The sequence below is a fragment of the Billgrantia bachuensis genome (assembly GCF_011742165.1).
Classification (GTDB): domain Bacteria; phylum Pseudomonadota; class Gammaproteobacteria; order Pseudomonadales; family Halomonadaceae; genus Halomonas; species Halomonas bachuensis.
Map to the genome: position 1 here is coordinate 48610 of NZ_JAAQTO010000053.1, position 19034 is coordinate 67643.

20 protein-coding genes and 1 riboswitch are annotated in these 19034 nt (G+C 63.7%); of the genes, 11 read left to right on the forward strand and 9 right to left on the reverse strand.

Annotation, left to right across the window (positions count from 1 at the left end):
- Positions 1–21: 21 nt before the first annotated feature.
- Positions 22–157: riboswitch (TPP riboswitch) on the reverse strand.
- A gap of 55 nt (positions 158–212) precedes the next feature.
- From HBJ55_RS18715 to HBJ55_RS18725, 3 genes are all read right to left on the reverse strand, one after another.
- Positions 213–1142 carry a lysophospholipid acyltransferase family protein gene (locus HBJ55_RS18715; RefSeq protein WP_167118621.1) on the reverse strand — a complete coding sequence of 310 codons (930 nt, stop codon included), beginning with the start codon at positions 1140–1142 and terminating at the stop codon, positions 213–215.
- Positions 1143–1146: 4 nt separating this feature from the next.
- A complete protein-coding gene (locus HBJ55_RS18720; RefSeq protein WP_167118624.1) occupies positions 1147–1521 on the reverse strand; it encodes a DUF4870 family protein in 375 nt (124 codons plus the stop codon).
- Positions 1522–1588: 67 nt separating this feature from the next.
- Positions 1589–1981 carry a VOC family protein gene (locus tag HBJ55_RS18725; protein ID WP_167118627.1) on the reverse strand — a complete coding sequence of 131 codons (393 nt, stop codon included), beginning with the start codon at positions 1979–1981 and terminating at the stop codon, positions 1589–1591.
- A gap of 66 nt (positions 1982–2047) precedes the next feature.
- Here HBJ55_RS18725 and HBJ55_RS18730 point away from each other — a divergent pair, with 66 nt between their 5' ends.
- From HBJ55_RS18730 to HBJ55_RS18755, 6 genes are all read left to right on the forward strand, one after another.
- Positions 2048–2683, forward strand: coding sequence for a class I SAM-dependent methyltransferase (locus HBJ55_RS18730; RefSeq protein WP_167118629.1), 636 nt, complete (start codon positions 2048–2050; stop codon positions 2681–2683).
- A gap of 248 nt (positions 2684–2931) precedes the next feature.
- A complete protein-coding gene (locus HBJ55_RS18735) occupies positions 2932–4356 on the forward strand; it encodes an MFS transporter (RefSeq protein WP_167118631.1) in 1425 nt (474 codons plus the stop codon).
- Between the two features lie 159 nt (positions 4357–4515).
- Positions 4516–6309: an acyl-CoA dehydrogenase gene (locus tag HBJ55_RS18740; protein ID WP_167118634.1), complete on the forward strand. Its 1794-nt coding sequence runs from the start codon at positions 4516–4518 to the stop codon at positions 6307–6309.
- Positions 6310–6394: 85 nt separating this feature from the next.
- Positions 6395–8026: an acyl-CoA synthetase gene (locus HBJ55_RS18745; protein ID WP_167118637.1), complete on the forward strand. Its 1632-nt coding sequence runs from the start codon at positions 6395–6397 to the stop codon at positions 8024–8026.
- A 14-nt stretch (positions 8027–8040) separates the two neighbouring features.
- Positions 8041–8889, forward strand: coding sequence for a 3-hydroxybutyryl-CoA dehydrogenase (locus HBJ55_RS18750; RefSeq protein ID WP_167118640.1), 849 nt, complete (start codon positions 8041–8043; stop codon positions 8887–8889).
- A 103-nt stretch (positions 8890–8992) separates the two neighbouring features.
- Positions 8993–9766: an enoyl-CoA hydratase-related protein gene (locus HBJ55_RS18755; protein WP_167118643.1), complete on the forward strand. Its 774-nt coding sequence runs from the start codon at positions 8993–8995 to the stop codon at positions 9764–9766.
- A 56-nt stretch (positions 9767–9822) separates the two neighbouring features.
- On the opposite strand, the gene HBJ55_RS18760 is transcribed toward HBJ55_RS18755, so the two are convergent.
- From HBJ55_RS18760 to HBJ55_RS18770, 3 genes are all read right to left on the reverse strand, one after another.
- Positions 9823–10473 (reverse strand): hypothetical protein, encoded by a 651-nt coding sequence (locus HBJ55_RS18760; protein ID WP_206022762.1) that lies wholly within the window; start codon positions 10471–10473, stop codon positions 9823–9825.
- Between the two features lie 125 nt (positions 10474–10598).
- Positions 10599–11480, reverse strand: coding sequence for a DMT family transporter (locus HBJ55_RS18765; RefSeq protein WP_167118646.1), 882 nt, complete (start codon positions 11478–11480; stop codon positions 10599–10601).
- Positions 11481–11595: 115 nt separating this feature from the next.
- Entirely contained in the window at positions 11596–11976 is a 381-nt protein-coding gene (locus HBJ55_RS18770) for a Rieske (2Fe-2S) protein (RefSeq protein ID WP_167118649.1), read from the reverse strand.
- 117 nt (positions 11977–12093) lie between these two features.
- Between HBJ55_RS18770 and HBJ55_RS18775 the strand changes: the two genes are divergently transcribed.
- The 5 genes from HBJ55_RS18775 (at position 12094) to HBJ55_RS18795 (ending at position 17928) form a co-directional block, all read left to right on the forward strand.
- Positions 12094–12933 carry an MOSC N-terminal beta barrel domain-containing protein gene (locus tag HBJ55_RS18775; RefSeq protein ID WP_167118652.1) on the forward strand — a complete coding sequence of 280 codons (840 nt, stop codon included), beginning with the start codon at positions 12094–12096 and terminating at the stop codon, positions 12931–12933.
- 337 nt (positions 12934–13270) lie between these two features.
- Positions 13271–13624 carry a DUF488 domain-containing protein gene (locus tag HBJ55_RS18780; RefSeq protein WP_167118655.1) on the forward strand — a complete coding sequence of 118 codons (354 nt, stop codon included), beginning with the start codon at positions 13271–13273 and terminating at the stop codon, positions 13622–13624.
- Between the two features lie 95 nt (positions 13625–13719).
- Positions 13720–15222: a Trk system potassium transporter TrkI gene (trkI, locus tag HBJ55_RS18785; protein ID WP_167118659.1), complete on the forward strand. Its 1503-nt coding sequence runs from the start codon at positions 13720–13722 to the stop codon at positions 15220–15222.
- A gap of 14 nt (positions 15223–15236) precedes the next feature.
- On the forward strand, positions 15237–17225 hold the full coding sequence (locus HBJ55_RS22485) for an ATP-binding protein (protein WP_167118662.1): 1989 nt from the start codon (positions 15237–15239) through the stop codon (positions 17223–17225).
- Entirely contained in the window at positions 17215–17928 is a 714-nt protein-coding gene (locus HBJ55_RS18795) for a response regulator (RefSeq protein ID WP_167118666.1), read from the forward strand. The genes HBJ55_RS22485 and HBJ55_RS18795 overlap by 11 nt, the downstream gene beginning before the upstream one ends.
- 67 nt (positions 17929–17995) lie before the next feature.
- On the opposite strand, the gene HBJ55_RS18800 is transcribed toward HBJ55_RS18795, so the two are convergent.
- From HBJ55_RS18800 to HBJ55_RS18810, 3 genes are all read right to left on the reverse strand, one after another.
- A complete protein-coding gene (locus tag HBJ55_RS18800; RefSeq protein ID WP_167118669.1) occupies positions 17996–18439 on the reverse strand; it encodes a DUF411 domain-containing protein in 444 nt (147 codons plus the stop codon).
- Entirely contained in the window at positions 18436–18594 is a 159-nt protein-coding gene (locus HBJ55_RS18805) for a hypothetical protein (protein WP_167118518.1), read from the reverse strand. Before HBJ55_RS18805 ends, HBJ55_RS18800 begins: the two co-directional genes overlap by 4 nt.
- A gap of 68 nt (positions 18595–18662) precedes the next feature.
- Positions 18663–18983, reverse strand: coding sequence for a hypothetical protein (locus HBJ55_RS18810; protein ID WP_167118672.1), 321 nt, complete (start codon positions 18981–18983; stop codon positions 18663–18665).
- Positions 18984–19034: the final 51 nt, after the last annotated feature.

A 19034-nucleotide genomic window follows, 5' to 3' on the forward strand; every position in this document is an offset into this window, starting at 1 on the left:
AGGCGGCGGTTGCTTGCCGCGACGGGGCCACCGCTTGATCCCTACGCCGGTACGAGCCGGATCAGGTTCTACGGGCCCCGCCGTGACGACTGCTCATTCCGGCGAGCAATTCGTATGGCGATCTCAGCCGGTTCCACCGGCACCCCGTCAAGCGTCTGGGCCAGTCTAGCAGGATGAGGCCGTCTTGCCAGTCACCGAAGCGAAATGGATCTTTAATAAAGCCGGAACGACTTGTGCTTCGGGTGCCCCTGCTGCTGCTCGATCACCTTGCGGTAGCGCTTGTACTCCCACTGGTACTGGGCCGGGTCCAGCGCGATGGCGTTCTCCACACAGGCGTTGACGCCGGTGGCCGATTGCGTTTCGTCGGCGGCATAGACTCGCTCGTCGGCGGCCAGGAAGTGAATGGCGAAGCCGCGGCCGGGGAGGCGCCGGGCCACGCCGGTGACGACTCGGGCATCGGTGCGGGCCACCAGCTTGGGCAGCAGGGTCGCGGTGTAGGCCAGGCGATGGTAGAAGGGGGCGAACACGCCGCTGCCCCAGTCGGGCTCCTGGTCGGGTAGGATGCCCACCGCCTCGCTGCGCTTGAGTGCCTTGAGCAGGGCCGCAACGCCGCGCGGGTTGGTCGGCACCAGACTCGCGCCCATGCGCTCGCGTCCCCTGCGGATCACCGTATCGAGTTCGGCGATCTTGGGGGGCTCGTACATGGCGGTGAAGGGGAAGTGGCTGGAAAGCCAGAAATTGAGTACTTCCCAATTGCCGAAGTGCGGTGCCAGCACGATCACGCCGCGCCCCTCGGCGCGGGCGTCGTCGAGCAGTTCACGGCCGTGGATCTCGTGGATCGAGGCCTCGACCCGCTGCGGTTCGCCCATCCAGGCGAAACCCAGCTCGAGCATGGTGGCGGTGGAGTGGGTCAGGCTCTCCCGCGCTAAGCGACGTCGTGCCGCTGCGCTGCGCTCGGGAAAGACCTCCGCCAGGTTGATCTCGGTGACCTTGCGCTCGCGCCGGCTGAAGCGATGCACCAGCGGGCCGGTGAGGCGGGCCAGTCGCCAGAGCATGGCGGGGCGGCGGCCGGCCAGGCTGCGCCATAGCGTGGCAATGGCGCGACCCTGCAGGGTGGCGGTGGATGACTGCGGCTCGCTCATGGGTTCAGATCAGCCAGGCGTCCACATTGTCGGGGGCACGCTGCTCCTGCAGGCGCTTGATGCCCTTGACGCAGCGAATCACCAGCCAGACGATCACCACCAGCCAGGTCAGGAAACCGATCAATACCAGCATCAGTAAGCCGGAAATGGCAAAGTAGAGCAGCGCGAGCCAGAAGGTGCGGATCAAGTAGCGGTAGTGTTCATCGAACCAGTGGGGTCCCTCGCCGCGATAGACGTAGGCGATTACCACGCCGACCAACAGGGTCAGGCCGCCGGTGACGATGCCTGCCAGATACAGGGCATAGACGACGATGGGCAGGGTGGTGTCGGGCTTGCCACCCGAATCGATGACGCTGCGGCTCTCGGGGTTATCGTTCATGAGGCGTCCAGTCGTTCATGGTATGCGTCAATGATACCGGCCATGGGCCACATTGCCAGGGAGGCAGCTATTCGAGTGCCTCCTTGAGCGGGCGGCTGATCTCCAACAGGCTGCCGTCGGGGTCGCGCAAGTAGAGTGATTCGATGAGGCAGTTGGCCCCCTGACGGGTGACCGGGCCGAGCTCCACTTCTACATCGAGTGCCGCCAGGTGGCGCTGGACCTCGTCCAGCGGCAGCAGGCTGCGCAGGCAAAGATCCAGGCTCCCCGGCGTGGGGGTGGCGGCGCGCGGCTCGATGTCGGTGGCGGTCCAGTGGAGGCGCAGAGCGATGTCGCCGAGTATCAGGTCGACACGCTCTCGATCCCGGTAGCGTACCTCGAGCCCGAGCACACGAGAGTAGAAGTCCACGGCACGTGAAATGTCGGTCACGGTGATGACCAGATGGTCCAGACCTGACAGCATCGCCGGCCTCCTCGTTGTGATGTGTTTAAAGCAATCTCATTTCGCCAGGCCCAAAAGGATACGACGATGCCGACCTGCCCGCTATGCGCATCCCCGCATTCCCGCCATTTTCATCACGACGCGAGGCGTGACTACTACCGCTGCGAGAACTGCCGGCTGGCATTCGTGCCGCCTGTTCAGCGCCTCTCGCCCGAGCAGGAACGGGCGGTCTACGACCAGCACGAGAACCACCCCGACGACTTCGGCTATCGCCGCTTCCTGTCGCGGCTGTTCGAACCGCTGAAGAGCCGGCTGGGGCCAGGGGCCCGTGGTCTCGACTTCGGTGCCGGCCCCGGCCCGACGCTTTCGCTGATGTTCGAGGAGGCGGGCCACCCCATGGCGATCTACGACCCTTTCTACGCACCGGATACCTCTGCACTCGAGCGGCGCTACGATTTCATCACCGCCACCGAGGTAGTGGAGCATCTGTTCGCGCCGGGGCGTGAGCTCGAGCGCCTTGCGGCGCTGCTGCCAGAAGGAGGCTGGCTGGGACTGATGACCAAGCGGATGACCAGCGAGGAAGCTTTCGCCCGTTGGCACTATATCCTCGATCCGACCCACGTATGCTTCTTCAGCGAGGCGAGCTTCGAATGGCTGGCGGAGAGGCTCGGCATGAGCATCGAGTTTCCCGGTACTGATGTGGCCTTATTGCAGAAACGCTGAGCCGGCCGGCGTCGAAAAAAGTCAGTGTGTCTTTCTGTTTTGAGTGGCGATGACGGTGCTTTTCTCTAACCTGTCGAAGGGGGAAAGAATAAGCGTTTGACTCTGGCGACGACGGGCGTATGATTCGCGCCGCCCCGCTCGAGCATTGGTTCTTTTTCGGCAACGCACAGGGGGCGGTGGGCAGCGTTCCACGGCTTTTTCTGGCATCTTAACTTCCTTCGATTCACCTGCTGTCGAGAGGCGCGCTCATGTCGCGGCAACTGCTGGCCATGGCCCTGGCACCTCTGCTGGGACTCTTCATTCTGGGTATCGGCAATGGCTTCCTGGCTACCCTGATCACCCTGCGGCTGGACGCAGCCGGTGAGTCGCCGGTGGTGATCGGTTGGGTCTCCTCGGCCTACTTCATTGGCCTGGCGCTTGGGGCAGTGTTCAACGATCGGCTGCTGCTGCGTATCGGCCATATCCGTGCCTATGGCAGCTTTGCCTCGTTGGTAGCGGTCACCGTGTTGCTGCAGGCGCTGTTTTTCGAACCCTGGGCCTGGTTCGCCCTGCGCCTGGTGGGGGGCTGGGCCACTGTGGGTGTTTATCTCGTCATCGAGAGCTGGCTGCTCACATCGGGCGACCAGAAGGTGCGCGGCAGGTTGCTGGCGCTCTATATGATCTCGCTGTATGCCGCCGGCGTTGTGGGCCAACTGCTGCTCGGCGTCACCGACGCCATGGGTGAGACGGCACCATTCATGGTCATCGGCATGCTGGCCTCGCTGTCGGTGTTGCCGATGGCAATGATTCCACGGGTCTCGCCGCTGATCGAGCATGCCGAGCCGCTGTCGCCGATGCGCCTGATCACCATGACGCCCTCCGGCGTGATGGGCAGTTTCGGCTCGGGACTGGCAGTCGCTGCCATCTATACTCTGTTGCCTCTCTACCTGCAGCGCATCGGCCTGAGCGTAGCTCAGGTTGGTCAGATGATGGCCGTCGTCGTGCTTGGCGCCATGCTGCTGCAGTACCCTCTCGGGCGCTGGTCCGACCGACATGATCGTCAGATCGTGCTGATCATGATCGGCGCCTTCTGCGCCTTGATCTCGGCTGCCATGCTGTTGCTGCCGCTGACGACCTGGGTGCTGGCGGCGCTTCTGTTTCTGCTGGGCGGAGGGGTCTTTGCGCTCTATCCGGTAGCGGTGAGCCATGCCGCCGATCGTGCGCCGGCCGGTGCGCTGGTGCGCATGAGCCAGGGCCTGCTGCTGATCAACGCCATTGGCTCGACGGTGAGTCCACCGCTGATCTCGCCGGTGATGGGCTGGGTGGGAGATGCCGGTCTGTTCTGGGCTTTCGGTGCTCTGGGCGTGTTCCTGGTGGGCTTCTTCACTTGGCGGCGCAGCGTGCGCCCGGCGCCGGTACCGGTGGCGCCCTTTGCACCTTCGACGCCGATGTCGTCGGCAGGCGCCGAGCTCACCGTTACCGAGGAACTGGTACAGGGCGCCACCGAGCATGAATACGTGGAGGATCTCTCCAACGTGGTACCGGAAATCGAGGTGGCCGAACCCTTGGTCGGCCCGCCGCCGCCGGATGAGCCGCATATCGCCTACTATCAAGACGACGACGATACCGACCTGCCACCGAGCGATGAGCGTGAGCGAATCGTGGAACCACTCGACAGCGACGCCCGCCGCTAAGAGACTCCTTCGACCACGAGATTCTTCACGTCGCCGACTTTACCGAAGCGCCCGATGCTCCCGCATCGGGCGCCTTGCGTTGGGGTGCGACCTAGGGATAATGGTTAACGGAAAGTAGTGAAACTACTATCACCGTTGTCATTTTCCTGAGGTAGTGCCATGTTTCCCTTCGCCGCTCCCGTTCGTGACCTCCGCTTCGTACTCGAGGAACTGCTCGAGTACCGTTCGCTCGACCTGCCAGGCTTCGGCGAAGCCAGCCCCGACCTGATCGAAGCGGTACTGGAGGAGGCGGCCAAGCTGGCTGGGGAAGTCTGGGCCCCGCTCAACGCCCGCGGCGACCGCCAGGGCTGCGTGCGCCGTGAAGATGGCGGCGTAACCCTGCCGGATGGTTTTGCCGAGGCCTACCAAGCTTATGTGGAAGGCGGCTGGAATGGCATCGGCGTGTCCCAGGCGCTGGGTGGCCAGGGGCTTCCCGAGGTGGTGGCGAGCAGCGTGCAGGAGATGCTGCATGGCGCCAATATGGCGCTGGGGCTGTGCCCGATGCTCACCGCCGGGGCCATCGAGGCGCTGGCCCACCACGGCAGCGATGCGCTCAAGGAGACCTACCTGCCCAGGCTGGTCGAGGGCAGCTGGACCGGCACCATGAACCTCACCGAGCCCCAGGCCGGCTCCGATCTGTCCAAGGTGCGCACGCGGGCCGTTCCCTGCCCCGATGAAGAGGGTGATCACTATCGCCTGTTCGGGCAGAAGATCTTCATCACTTGGGGCGAGCACGACGCCAGTGAGAACATCATCCATCTGGTACTGGCGCGCAAGCCCGACGCCCCCGAGGGCAACAAGGGCATCTCGCTGTTTCTGGTGCCGAAGTTCCTGGTCAACGACGACGGTTCGCTGGGTGAGCGCAACGACGTCACCTGTGCCTCCATCGAGCACAAGTTGGGCATCCACGGCTCGCCCACCTGCACCCTCAGCTTCGGCGAGCACGACGGCGCCATCGGTTACCTGGTGGGCGAGGAGGGGCGCGGTCTCAACCACATGTTCACCATGATGAACGAGGCGCGTCACAAGGTCGGCGTGCAGGGCATCGGCGTGGCCGAACGCGCCTGCCAGCACGCCTTCGCCTACGCCCTGGACCGCGTGCAGGGCAAGGCGCGCGGTAGTGAGGCGACCATCAGCGAGCACCTCGACGTGCGTCGCATGCTGCTTTCGATGCGTGCCCGTACCGATGGCCTGCGGGCGCTGGCGCTCTATTGTGCGGCTCAGCTCGACGTGGCACGCCACGCCGCCGATAACGCCGAGCGCGAAGCTGCCCAAGCCCGGGTCGACGTGCTGATCCCGGTGGTCAAGGCGTTTTCCACCGACCAGGCCGTGGATATCGCCTCCATGGGCGTGCAGGTGCATGGCGGCATGGGCTTCATCGAAGAGACCGGTGCCGCCCAACTGCTGCGCGATGCACGTATCGCGCCGATCTACGAAGGCACCAATGGCATCCAGGCGCTCGACCTGGCCGGGCGCAAGCTACAGCGAGATGGCGGGGCGGCCCTGGCCGGCCTGATCGAGGAGGTCGAGGCCACGGTCAGCGAACTGCGTGACAGCGGCGATCTTGCTCCCCTAGGCATAAGCTTGGCGGAGGGAGCCGCCGACCTGCGTGCCGCCATGCAGATCGTGCTCGAGCAGGGCCGCGACCCCGAATGCGGCCTGGACGCCATCCAGGCCTATGCCACGCCCTTTCTCAACCTGGCCGGTCATGTGCTGTGTGCCTGGCAGATGGGGCGGGCGGCGCTCAAGGCCAGCGCAGCGCGGACCAGTGGCAGTGACGAGCCGTTCTACCGCAGCAAACTGGCTGCCGCCGACTTTGCGCTGCGCCAGTGGCTACCCGTCGGCCGCGCCAATCGCAGCGTGATCGAAGCAGGCATGGAGAGTCTGGCCGACTTCGACGCCTCGGCAATCTGAGGCGTTGGCAGCGGCCGGCCGACTCACCGGCCGCTGCAGGCTGGAATCGCACCACACAATAACGACATTCCACTCGGAGCCCACCATGAACGACAGCATCTTCGAACAGGACCTGCCCAAGACGCCGGCCAACCATGTGGCGCTATCGCCACTGACCTTCATCGAGCGCAGCGCTTCCATCTACCCCGATTACCCGGCGGTCATCCATGGCAACATCCGCCGCAGCTGGAGCGAGACCTGGGTGCGCTGTCGCCGGCTTGCCTCGGCGCTCGAGAAGCGCGGCATTCAGCCCGGCGAGACGGTAGCGGCCATGTTGCCCAACGTGCCGGCCATGTTCGAGGCCCACTTCGGTGTGCCGTTGGCCGGTTGCGTGCTCAACACGCTCAATATTCGCCTCGACGCCGAGGCCATCTCCTACATGCTGGAACACGGTGAGGCTCAGGCGATCCTGGTCGACCCGGAGTTCGCCGACGTGATCGAGGATGCCGTCTCGCGGCTGGCGATCAAGCCGTTGGTGATCGACGTGGATGATCCCATGTTCGAGGGTGAGGTGCGCCACATCGGCGAGCTGGAATACGAGGCACTGCTGGCCGAGGGCGAGGCAGAATTTGCCTACCGCCTGCCCGAGGACGAGTGGCAGGCAATCTCGCTCAACTACACGTCGGGCACCACCGGCAAGCCCAAGGGAGTGGTCTATCACCATCGTGGTGCTTACCTCAACGCGGTGAGCAACATCCTCGAGTGGGCCATGCCGCACCATCCGGTCTACCTCTGGACCCTGCCGATGTTCCATTGCAACGGCTGGTGTTTCCCCTGGACCATCGCCGCCAATGCCGGTACCAGCGTCTGCCTGCGTAAGGTCGACCCCAAGAAAATCATGGATCTGATCGTCGACGAGAAGGTGACCCACTTCAGCGGCGCACCTATTGTGCTCAACGGACTGGTCAACTTGCCCGCGGAGCAGAAGCGCGAGTTCGACCATCCGGTGAAGGTCACCACCGCCGGCGCCGCACCCCCCGCCTCGGTAATCGCCGGGGTCGAGAAGCTCGGCATCGAGGTTACCCATGTCTATGGCCTCACCGAGGTCTACGGCCCGGTGACGGTATGCGCCTGGCGCGAGGCCTGGGATGAGTTGCCGCTGGAACAGCGGGCCAGGATCAAGGCGCGCCAGGGCGTTCGCTACCACATGCTCGAAGCACTCTGCGTGGCCGATCCCAACACCTTGGAGCCGGTGCCCAAGGACGGCGAGACCATCGGCGAGATCCTGATGCGCGGCAACAACGTGATGAAGGGCTATCTCAAGAATGAGGCCGCCACCGAGCAGGCGCTGGAAGGTGGCTGGTATCATACCGGCGACCTGGCCGTGTGGCACCCGGACGGTTACATCGAGATCAAGGATCGCTCCAAGGACATCATCATCTCCGGTGGTGAGAACATCTCCACCATCGAAGTGGAGGATGCCATCTACTCCCATCCTGCAGTGGAAGAAGCCGCGGTGGTGGCCAAGCCCGACGAGAAATGGGGCGAGACACCCTGCGCCTTCGTCAAGCTCAAGGTGGGTTTCGGCGAGGTCACCGAGGCCGACATCATCGAGCACTGCCGTGAGCACCTGGCGCGCTTCAAGGTCCCGAAGACGGTGATCTTCACCGAGCTGCCCAAGACCTCAACCGGCAAGATACAGAAATTCGTTCTGCGTGAAGAAGCGCGCAAGCACTGAACGGGAGGGACACCATGAGTCATCAATCGATAGGCGTGGTCGGTGCCGGCACCATGGGGCAGGGCATCGCCCAGGTACTGGTCGCGAGCGGTTTCCCCGTCCAGCTCTACGACGTGGCCGACGAGCAGCTCGGCCGTGCCCAGGCCGCCATCGACAAGGGGCTGGGCAAGCTGGTGGCCAAGGAGAAGCTCGGTGAGGGGGAGAAGAGCGGGGCCATGGCGCGCCTCGAGCTGACCACCTCGCTGGAAGCGCTGCGCGGCTGCGAAGTGATCGTCGAGGCCGCTCCCGAGCAGCCGGCGCTGAAGGAGAAGCTGTTCCGCGACCTGAGCCGCCTGAGCCATGACGCCATCCTGGCGTCCAATACCTCGTCGCTATCGCTGACCCGGCTCGCCGCGGTATGCGAGCGCCCCGAGCGCGTGGTGGGCATGCACTTCTTCAACCCGGTGCCTGTACTCAAGCTGGTCGAGGTGATCCGTGCCGAGCAGACCTCTGATGCCACCGTGGCCCGCATCGAGGAGCTGGCCAGAGCGCTGGGCAAGACCTCGGTAGCCATCGCCGATTCGCCTGGGTTCGCCGTCAACCGCCTGCTCGTGCCGATGATCAACGAGGCCGCCTTTCTACTGCAGGAAGGGGCGGCCAGCGCCGAAGACATCGACCAGTCGATGAAGCTCGGCGCCGCTCACCCCATGGGGCCGCTGGCGCTCGCCGACCTGATTGGCCTGGACGTTTGCCTGGCGATCATGGAGGTGCTGCAGGAGGGCTTCGGCGATCCCAAGTATCGCCCCTGCCCGTTGCTCCGGCGCATGGTGGCGGCCGGCTATCTGGGGCGCAAGACGGGGCGGGGCTTTCATGTGTATGACTGACCGATAGTGGGGGCGACGAAAAAGGGGATTGCCGACCAACCAAGCGTTCGCTAGGGTTGGTCGGTAACCACTTCACAAGAACGCGACACAACAGGAGCCCCACATGAGCGAGAAGCTGATCGATGTGGCCGAAGACGCCGGCGTCGTGCGTCTGACAATCAATCGTCCGAAAGCCCTGAATGCGCTCAACAGCGGCGTGCTGCACGAGCTGGAAACCATCCTGACCGAGCTTGAAACGCGCCAGGGCCTGCGCGCCGTGCTGATCACCGGGGCAGGGGAAAAATCATTCGTCGCCGGTGCCGACATCACCGAGATGCGCGAGAAGACGCCGGAGGAAGCTCGTGCCTTCGCCAGCCAGGCGCTGCGTACCATCAAGCGCCTCGAAGCGTTGCCGGTGCCGGTGGTCGCCCTGGTGAACGGGTTTTGTCTTGGCGGCGGCTGCGAACTGGCGCTGGCCTGCGACTGGGCCGTAGCCAGCGACAACGCCATCTTCGGCCAGCCCGAAGTGTTGCTGGGTGTGATCCCAGGCTTCGGCGGCACCCAGCGCCTGCCGCGTCGAGTAGGGCCGGCCATGGCATTGGACCTGGTCACCACCGGGCGCAAGATCGATGCCCAGGAGGCGCTGCGCATCGGCCTGGTCAACCGCGTGATGCCCCAGGCCGAACTCGAAGGCTACGCCGAGGAACTGATTAAGCAGCTCTCCGGCAACGGCCCGCAAGCCGTGCGCGCCGCCAAGCAGGCCGTGCACGATGGCATGGACCAAGACCTCGACAGCGCCCTGGCCCTGGAAACCGCGCTGTTCGCGTTCTGCTTCGCCGGCGAGGAGCAGAGTGAGGGCATGGGGGCCTTCGTCGAGAAGCGCAAGCCTAACTTCTGATACCTGTCTTCTACTTTTCAAGGACGGCAGAGACGTTTGTCACTGCCGTCCTTCTTTTACGCCTCAGGATTCAGCGTGCGGTGATAGGCACAGCTCACTAGTGGATTGAAGGGCTCGAGGTGTGTGGCCGCATTGGTGCGGAACCAGACGTGCTGGTCATAGTGCGGTTCGAAGCCATGGGCTTCGTCGCTGGCCGTGTTCGGGTCGTCGGCCATGTAGTCCCACTGGCGGCCGGCGAAGACCGGCGGCTCACTGTTGCCGGCGGCTTCCCAGGCTTGCTGAAAGACCAGGTTTTCGACCCCGACCAGCAGCATCGAACCATCTGCCTGGGGCTCGTAGAGCAGAATGGAGGGAGTGTGGAAGTCGAGATTGATGCCATTGCCGTCGACGCGCGGCTCGACGGCCGTGATGCCCAGCAGGTCGGGACGCAGGTAATGAATACCCATGTCGCCTAGCTCTGCTGGAAAACCCTCTGCTGCTGCACTCACGCATTGACCGGAGGGATCGGGCACGTAACCTTCCGCCAATGCCACGTTCACATCTTCGAAGCGCTGTGTGGCGGCGCGGATCGCGTCGATCATTGCTGCTACGTTACCCTCTTCGGTCGGCCCGCTCGTCGAGTGTGCCAAAGCGCTGGCGCTCATTGTCATGGCAGCGCCGAGCCACAGCCCCGCCCACATCACTTTGGTGATCATCTGTCTTTTCATTGTTTTTCTCCCCATGCAGTCAGCGTTCGCACCGAAACCTGAGCGCGGCGCGCTTACGGAGAGTAACAAGGCTCGAAGGGGAGACGAGGCTGATTCTGTCTAACGAGAAAGAAGGGGGGCGGCGGTTAAGCCACTTCGCGCCGCCGCCAGCGAATCATTCCTGTAGCAATGGCGGTTCCCGTCAAGGTAATGGCCATGCCGACCATGACCTGCAGGCTGAGTCGTTCGCCCAGCAGCAGATAGCCCCACAGCAGGGCACTGACCGGCACCAGGAAGGTTACCGTGGAGGTGGCGGTGGCACCGGCACTCGAGATCAGGCCGAAGTAGAGCAGAAAGGCGAGAGTGGTGCTGAAGGCGGCAAGCCCCAGGCCATTGGCCCAGGCCAGGCCGCTGATCGGCTCGGCGGGCCACAGCCACAAACCGGGAATCAGCAGGATCAGCGCCGACATGGCGGTGCTGCCGGCAGCCAGCACCCGCACCGGCAGGTGCGACAGGTAGGTCTTGGAGTAATTGGTGGCCACGCCGTAGCAGAAGGTCGCTCCAACGGCGGCGAGGATGAACCAGCCATCACCGCCCAGGGCGAAATCCAGCCTATTGGCCGAGAGTACATAGACGCCGAAGAAGGCCAGCGCCAGGCCCAGATACTGCTGGCGGCGTACCGGGGTGGTGAAGAACAGCGCGCCGAGCAGAGCGGTGAAGATGGGTGTGGTGGCGTTGATCAGCGAAGTGAAGCCCGCCTCGAGCCGCACCGTGGCCAATGCCAGCAGGCTGAAAGGCAGCACGTGATTGACCAACCCCAGCAACAGCAGGCCGCCCTTGTTCTCCCAGACCAGCTTTAGATAGCGCAGGCTGAACAGCAGGGGCAGCAGAAGCAGTGAGCCGATGCCCATGCGCACCAGAATCAGCGACACCGGGCCGAACTCAGGCACTGCCACGCGCATGAAGATGAACGACATGCCCCATAGCGTCGAGAGCAGGATCAGGCGTAGAGAATCGGCCGGTGACATGCGGCGTCCTTGAAGGGCTGTAGCAGAACAGTGAGCGTAGACCATGCCGTCAGTCTATGGAAAGGCTTCATTCCATCAATATTCGTGATGGCAATCATCAAGCGAGAGAGAAGGCTCAAGTCGACGCGCCGACGACGATCCAACCCTCGGCGTCGACGCTCACCGGCACCCGGTCGAGCTCACAGCCGAGGCCGAAGCCGCCGAGGCCCTCTCCAGTGCGCGTCGAGAAGGTCGCATCATGGTTGCTGCAGCGCAGCTGCTCGCCGTCGCGACTGAGAATCCGCGAACCGCGCTGGTCGAGGGGAAGATATTGATGAGGGCAGGCATTGACGTAGCCGAACAGCGCTTCGTCGAGGCGAATCAACAGCAGCGGGAAGGTGCCTTTCTCACTCGCCAGGGTCAGGCTGTGAGTTTCACCGGGCGTAAGTTCCTCCAGCCTGACGAGGCGCGTTCCAGGCGCGGGTGCGCTACGATATTGCTGCCATGCCTGAGTCATGACGAAAAGCCCTCCTACGGTAAGCGAGCCGTCATTGTCGCCAATGACGGCTCGCCTGTCAGCGTGGGCTCGGGCTGAACCTGCTTGAACAATGGGCGCAATTCAGAGGAACAGAGCGTGAGAATCAAGGAACTCAATCTCTACCCGGTCAAGTCGCTGCGCGGCATTCCGCTCGATCGGGCGACCCTGGGCGTGCGCGGCTTGGCTTACGACCGCAACTGGATGGTGGTCGATCAGGTAGGGCGCTTCGTCACCCAGCGGCAGATGCCGGGCATGGCGCGGGTGACGGTCCGGCTCGAGGAAGACTGGCTGGTGCTGGAACATCCCGAAGCGCAGCCGCTGGCCATTGCACTGGCACGCCGCGACCAGCCCCGGCTGACCACTTACGTATGGGACGATGCCTGCCAGGCGCTGGACGAAGGAGAGGAGGCAAGCCGCTGGCTTACCGCCGTACTTGGCGACCTGCGCGGCAGTGCGTTGCGCCTGGTACGCTTCGATGACGCTCACCGGCGCCCCGTGGAGTCCCGCTATCTCCAGGGCGAAGAGGCCCATACCGCCTTTGCCGATGGCTATCCCTTCCTGATCGCCTCGCAAGCCTCGCTCGATGCCCTCAACCGTGAACTGCAACAAAAGGTCCTCGTGCCACTGCCCATGAACCGGTTCCGGCCCAATATCGTAATCGAAGGGGTTTCCGCCTTCGCCGAAGATGGCTGGAACGAGGTGATGGCGCAGGAGGGCCAATACCGCTTCGGGCTGCGCAAGCCGTGCCAGCGCTGCAAGATCACTACCATCAACCAGGCCAATGGAACCATCGAAGTTCCCGGCGAGCCGCTGCAGACCTTGATCCAGATGAAAACTCAGCCACTGCGGCCGGGGGCGTATTTTGGCCAGAACGCTACGCTGCTCACGGGCGAAGGGGAAGTCATCGCAGTGGGCGAGACGCTCCATGCGAAGTGAAGGCGTCTGCTGCCTACTTGGGAAATGAGGGCCACGGAAGGGGCGCAAAAAAGAAGCCCGCTAAGAAGCGGGCGCTAAGCAAGGGACTCACGACTGCTGTGCAAGAACCGGCGTGAGTAGACTCAAGATAGCGCTATTCCTGCGTTGAGAATGTCATCCATTTACCCTCTGTCTTGTAGGAAATTGCCTACAACGAGCGTAAGCCGGAGCGTCGGAGCTAATACATGCTGTCGCTCGTCAGGGGTCTCCATCGCAGGTGTCTGCTGTGACTTGCTGCACTACGCTTCCAGGTATCGCTTTACCGCCCCGTATCTACGGCAACAGGGAGAGTGCCACGATGAACATTGCCCTCAAACGTGCTTACGATCCGCCCGCGTCCCGCGATGGCTATCGCGTTCTCGTCGATCGTCTTTGGCCCCGGGGCGTATCCAAAGATGACGCCAGGATCGATGCCTGGCCCAAGGAGATTGCCCCGAGCGACGAGCTGCGCAAGGCGTTTCACGCTGGCAAGCTCGGCTGGGGCGAGTTTCGCCGTCGCTACCTGGCGGAACTCAAGTCCCAACGAGACGCGCTACGGGAGCTGGCGGAGCGCGCACAGAAAGGCAGCGTGACGCTGATATTCAGCTCGAAGGATGAACTACGCAACAACGCCGTGGTGCTCAGGCAATACCTGGAGATGCTGCAACGTTAGACGAAGCGTACCGAGGCCAGATTTTTTTACGGCTTTTTTAGGCTTGGCTGTGCTTTCATGCCTGCACGATGGGTAGCGGGGCAAGGGCACCTCCTATGCGTATCGCCAGACTAGGTACGAATGAGCTTGGCTTGCGTCTCAGATATCACTGGCGCAACTGGACGCCGGTTCTCAAGGTCGTCTCCGTCATGTGGACGGTACTTGCCGTTTTCATGGCGATACCATGGGTCGTGCTCGTCGTCGAGCGGGACCCCGATGCCCGCGCCTTCGGGCTGTCGATACTGCTGGTGATGGCAGCGGTCGGCCTGGTGTGGCTCTCTACGTTGCGGACACGAGTCGAACTCAAGCCCTGGCAGATGTTCGTGCTGACTACCCTGAGTTGGGTCAGCGTCAGTGGTTTTGCCAGCCTGCCGCTCGTGCTGGGCGCACCGCAGTTGACCTTCACCAATGCCGTGTTCGAATCGGTCTCGGCGATCACCACCACTGGATCCACCGTGCTTGTCGGCATCGAAACACTCTCCGACGGCCTTAAGCTGTGGCGGGGCATCATGCAGTGGCTTGGGGGCATCGGCATCATCGTCATGGGCATCGCCATCCTGCCCTTCCTCAAGGTAGGGGGTATGCGTCTGTTCCATACTGAATCGTCCGATTGGTCGGATAAGGTCATGCCGCGCACGGGCGGCATCGCCAAGGCGACCCTGGGCATCTATTGCGGCTTCACCCTTGTCGCCATGCTGGCCTACTGGCTGGGTGGCATGACGCCGCTGGATGCCGTCGTGCACGGCATGACCTCGCTGGCCACCGGGGGCTTCGCCAACTCTGACGCTTCTTTTGGCGCCTATGCCGACCAGCCGCACCTGTTGTGGCTGGGTTCGCTGTTCATGCTGCTGGGGGCGTTGCCCTTCGTGCTCTACATCCGTGTGCTGCGCGGCGCACGAATGGCGCTGTGGCGCGATCAACAGGTGCACGGGCTATTGCTGCTGCTGACGGTGGTCGTCATCGGGCTCACGCTGTGGCGAATCTGGCTGGGCACGCCGCCGTTCGAGGCGCTGACACAGGTTGCCTTCAACGTCATCTCGGTGGTGACCACTACCGGCTATGCCTCCGACGACTACAGCACTTGGGGGCCGCTGGCCTACGTGGCGTTCTTTTACCTGACTTTCGTCGGTGGCTGCAGTGGTTCCACCAGCGGGGGCATGAAGATCTTCCGTTTCCAGGTGGCTACCATCCTGCTACGCAACCAGCTGCGCTTCCTGGTCCATTCCCATGGCGTGTTCGCCTCGCGCTACAACGGTCAGCCGCTCACCGACGATATCACGCGTGGCGTGGTGGCGTTCTCGTTCTTCTTCTTTCTCACGGTCGCGGGGCTGGCGCTGGGACTGGCACTGATGGGGTTGGATTTCACCACGGCGCTTTCGGGTGCCGCCACGGCGGTGGCCAACGTCGGGCCGGGGCTGGGCGATATCATTGGGCCTGCCGGCAATTTCATCACCCTGCCGGATGCCGCCAAATGGCTGCTGTGTGCCGGTATGCTGCTCGGACGACTCGAGATTCTCACGGTGTTGGTCTTGCTGACGCCGATGTTCTGGCGCAAGTAGGCAGGGGCGTGTCGATGCATCAACCAATACTGCAGGATGAGACCCGGCTTGACCCGGTGGGCCTGCGAAGTCCACAGCTGTTGGTTGCTCTGGGCGGGCGTGGCGAGGAGGATACCGCTCTGGTGCGGGCGGCGCATCGCCATGCGCAGCGCGAGGGCGTGCGCTGGCGAGCCGTGCATGTCGATAACGGCCAGGCCGGACCCAGGCAGCGGCTGGCGCTGGATCAGGTCCTTGCCCTGGTGAGTCGGTTGGGCGGCGAGATACGTATTCTGCAAGGGGCTGGACGTGCACGGGAATTACACGACTATGCCGTCGAGCAGGGCGTTGTCACGCTGATGGTGGGGCGTACGCGCCCATCGGGCTGGCGCTTCTGGCGTCGGCCCTTGGCGGAACGGCTGCTGCGCTATGGCGGTGCCTATGATCTGGTGGTCGTTGCCGAGGCCCGTCAGCGGCGCCGATTTCGCCCCGTTCGGCGGCGCCAACCGCTGGGGTGGCGTGAAGGCGGGGTTGTGGCAGGCAGCTTTCTCGTGGCCGTGGCCGTGGCCTGGGCGTTCGAGTTCTGGCTGGAACTGGCCAACCTGTCGCTGATCTTCCTCGCCGCAGTACTGGCCAGCGCCACCCTGGCGGGCACACGGGCTGCGATGATTTCCGCGGCGCTGGGATTTCTGGCCTTCAACTTCTTGTTTACCCAACCGCGTTTCTCACTGGCAATGGTCGAGCGAGAGCAACTGCTGACCGTCATCTTCTTCCTGCTGGTGGCGGTGGTGGTGGGGCAGCTCGCGGGCAGTGGTCGACACCGTCTGATGGCGTTGCGCAGCAGTCGCGAGCAGAGCCACCGGCTGCTCACCTTTTCCCGCGCCCTCTCGGTTGCCACTGACCGGGACCAGGTACGTGACGTCGGCGTCACCACCCTGGAGCGCTGGCTGGGTGTGCCGGCGGTATTCCTCGATGATGACGGACAGGAAGACGGCCTGGCTGTGCGCATTGCCGTGCCGGCAAACGCCCGGCTTGGCGCGGCAGATGAGGCCGCTGCGGCATGGAGCTGGCAACAGCGCAAGCCGAGCGGTATCGGCACGGCAACTCAGGCCTCGCTGCGCTGGCGCTTCATTCCCTTAGTGGAACAGGAGCGCATGCTGGGTATCGTGGGGCTGGAGCTTGCCGTGCGTGAGCGCCCGCTTGGCCCCGACCAGGAGACGCTTGTTACCACCCTGACGCGTCAGCTCGGTATGGCTCTGGAGCGCACGCGGCTGGTCGCCGAGCTTGGCGCCTCACGCCTCTCGGAGGAGAACGAGCGACTGCGCTCGGCGCTGCTGTCGTCGGTATCGCACGACTTGCGTACGCCGCTCGCCTCGATCATCGGTTCGGCCAGCTCGTTGAGGGATCTCGAGCCACAGCTCAGCCATGCCGACCGACGCGAATTGCTCGATGGCATCCTGACCGAGAGCGAGCGGCTCAATCGCTATATCCAGAACCTGCTCGACATGACCCGGCTGGGCCATGGCAGCCTCAAGCTCAAGCGCGACTGGGTCTCGTTCGACGACCTGGTAACCGCAGCGTTGAAACGATTGGGCGCCTCGCTGGAAGCGGTGCGGGTCGAGCGCGAGGGGGCCGAAGGGCTGCCGCTGCTCTACGTTCACCCGGCACTGATCGAGCAAGCCCTGGTCAACGTCATCGATAATGCCGTACGTTTTTCTCCTTTGAACGGCCGGGTGAGAATTCATGCCCAGCTCGATGAGGCCCGTGAATGGCTGGTGATCCGTATCACCGACGAAGGGCCAGGTATTCCTCCGGAGCAGCGCAAGGAGGTGTTCGACATGTTCTTCACCGGCGGTGAGGGTGACCGTGGGCGCCACGGCAGCGGCCTGGGGCTGGCCATCTGCCGCGGCATGCTGGGCGCTCACGGTGGCAGCGTCGAGGCCTTGCCCGGTCCCGATGGGCAGGGCACGACCATCGTCATGTGTCTACCGGTGGCGCAGGAGGAGCGCACGAACGATGACGACTGAATGTCGCCGTATACTCGTCATCGACGATGAGCCGCAGATTCGACGTTTCCTGCGTATCAGCCTGGTGTCGCAGGATTTCGCCGTGAGCGAGGCGGCGACGGGCAGGGAAGGGCTGGCGCTTGTCGCCTCCCAGGTCCCGGATTTGGTACTGCTGGACCTGGGCCTGCCTGACATGGAGGGGCAGCGCGTGCTCGACGAGCTACGACGGATTAACCAAGTGCCGGTGATCGTGGTATCGGTGCGCGAGCAGGAGGCAGAGAAGGTGCGCGCGCTGGATTCGGGCGCCAACGACTACGTCACCAAGCCGTTCGGCATCCAGGAACTGCTGGCGCGGATTCGCGCACTGCTGCGGCAGCAGGATTCGGCGGGATTCGGCCCGAGTGCGCTACGCCTGCGACGGGCGGGGCTCGAGATTGACCTCACGACACGTAGCGTGACGCTGGAAGCCAATGCCGTGCACCTTACGCCCAAGGAGTATGCCGTGCTCGACCAACTGGCACGCCATGCTGGCCGAGTGGTGACCCAGACCCAACTACTGCGCCATGTATGGGGGCCTTCACATACCCACGACACGCACTACCTGCGAATCGTCATCAGCAAGCTGCGTCACAAGCTGGGTGACGATCCACACTCACCCCAATTGTTGCAGACCGAGGCCGGCATAGGCTACCGCCTGCTGGTCGATCCTGTCGGGCAACGCTGAACCGAACCATCAGGAGGCGGGGCGGGAACGTTCCGGGCGCCGGTCGAGGCCGGCGCCCGGCAAGGTCTCACAGCGTCATGAACGGCGATGCTTCCTGGTCGGTGAACTGGTAGACGTTCCAGTCATCCCGCTTCGGTCCCGGCATGCCGGGCGTCCCGATGGGCATGCCGGCGAGGCCGATACCATCGATCTTGGGCTGTTCCTGAAACAGCCGTTCCACGGCCTCGAAGGGCACATGCCCTTCTATGACGTAGCCACCCATCAGGATGGTGTGACACGAACCCAATCCGTAGGGCAGGTCGGCCTCCTGCTTGATCTTGCCCATGTCTTCATCATCGACGATGGTGACCGAGAGCCCACGCTCCTCGAGCTGGCGTGCGTACTCGTCGCAGCAGCCGCACTGCGGGTTCTTGTACAGGGTGGCTTCCTCGGGCAGGGCGGCGTGAACGGCAGAGGTGGCGCCCATCAGCAGGCTGGCGGAAAGCAGCAGTGAAGTTAAGCGACGATTCATGAGTTGGCTCCATTGCGAGGGGGCGTCGGGTTAGAGGCGAACAGATACTTGAGCAGGGCGGCAATACCTAGCCCCAGCAGTGACAGGACGGCCAGCGGCATCAGCCAGCCAAGCCAGCCCATGCTGCCCATCAGGGCGAAACAGTTGGTCATCATGACGAGACTCCTTGAGAACGTTGGGTACGTCAGGCGCAGGCAAGTCCTGTGGACGCCCGTACTCGTTCTCAAGGTCTGGGAGGGCGCCGCGGAGGCGGCATCCTGCGGTCAGTCATGGCCAGCGCCGGGGCAACGGCCGGGAAAGGGGGCTCGGCGGCGCTAAGGCTGCCGAGATGAGGCACCATGCTACAGGCCGAGCAGCGCGAATCGTCCGAGTTATCGTCATCGAACTGCTGCATGGATGAGGCAACACCGCAATCGGCCTGGTGGGTATCCATGGCCGCGTGAGTCGACAGACTGCTCAGCGCCAGCAGCAGGGCGAGCAGAAGCGCCAGGCAGCGAATGCGCTGCTGGTGTCTGCTCTGAATCGACCTGTAGACAGCTCTCATGGAACGTCCTCGTGATGTTGCCCTTACATTGAAACCTATCTCGTCCGCTTG

Bases quoted from the DNA above. Each gene is read 5' to 3' on its own strand.
- HBJ55_RS18715 (WP_167118621.1), bottom strand. From the start codon at position 1,142: ATGAGCGAGCCGCAGTCATCCACCGCCACCCTGCAGGGTCGCGCCATT.
- HBJ55_RS18720 (WP_167118624.1), bottom strand. From the start codon at position 1,521: ATGAACGATAACCCCGAGAGCCGCAGCGTCATCGATTCGGGTGGCAAG.
- HBJ55_RS18725 (WP_167118627.1), bottom strand. From the start codon at position 1,981: ATGCTGTCAGGTCTGGACCATCTGGTCATCACCGTGACCGACATTTCA.
- HBJ55_RS18730 (WP_167118629.1), top strand. From the start codon at position 2,048: ATGCCGACCTGCCCGCTATGCGCATCCCCGCATTCCCGCCATTTTCAT.
- HBJ55_RS18735 (WP_167118631.1), top strand. From the start codon at position 2,932: ATGTCGCGGCAACTGCTGGCCATGGCCCTGGCACCTCTGCTGGGACTC.
- HBJ55_RS18740 (WP_167118634.1), top strand. From the start codon at position 4,516: ATGTTTCCCTTCGCCGCTCCCGTTCGTGACCTCCGCTTCGTACTCGAG.
- HBJ55_RS18745 (WP_167118637.1), top strand. From the start codon at position 6,395: ATGAACGACAGCATCTTCGAACAGGACCTGCCCAAGACGCCGGCCAAC.
- HBJ55_RS18750 (WP_167118640.1), top strand. From the start codon at position 8,041: ATGAGTCATCAATCGATAGGCGTGGTCGGTGCCGGCACCATGGGGCAG.
- HBJ55_RS18755 (WP_167118643.1), top strand. From the start codon at position 8,993: ATGAGCGAGAAGCTGATCGATGTGGCCGAAGACGCCGGCGTCGTGCGT.
- HBJ55_RS18760 (WP_206022762.1), bottom strand. From the start codon at position 10,473: ATGAAAAGACAGATGATCACCAAAGTGATGTGGGCGGGGCTGTGGCTC.
- HBJ55_RS18765 (WP_167118646.1), bottom strand. From the start codon at position 11,480: ATGTCACCGGCCGATTCTCTACGCCTGATCCTGCTCTCGACGCTATGG.
- HBJ55_RS18770 (WP_167118649.1), bottom strand. From the start codon at position 11,976: ATGACTCAGGCATGGCAGCAATATCGTAGCGCACCCGCGCCTGGAACG.
- HBJ55_RS18780 (WP_167118655.1), top strand. From the start codon at position 13,271: ATGAACATTGCCCTCAAACGTGCTTACGATCCGCCCGCGTCCCGCGAT.
- trkI (WP_167118659.1), top strand. From the start codon at position 13,720: ATGCGTATCGCCAGACTAGGTACGAATGAGCTTGGCTTGCGTCTCAGA.
- HBJ55_RS22485 (WP_167118662.1), top strand. From the start codon at position 15,237: ATGCATCAACCAATACTGCAGGATGAGACCCGGCTTGACCCGGTGGGC.
- HBJ55_RS18795 (WP_167118666.1), top strand. From the start codon at position 17,215: ATGACGACTGAATGTCGCCGTATACTCGTCATCGACGATGAGCCGCAG.
- HBJ55_RS18800 (WP_167118669.1), bottom strand. From the start codon at position 18,439: ATGAATCGTCGCTTAACTTCACTGCTGCTTTCCGCCAGCCTGCTGATG.
- HBJ55_RS18805 (WP_167118518.1), bottom strand. From the start codon at position 18,594: ATGATGACCAACTGTTTCGCCCTGATGGGCAGCATGGGCTGGCTTGGC.
- HBJ55_RS18810 (WP_167118672.1), bottom strand. From the start codon at position 18,983: ATGAGAGCTGTCTACAGGTCGATTCAGAGCAGACACCAGCAGCGCATT.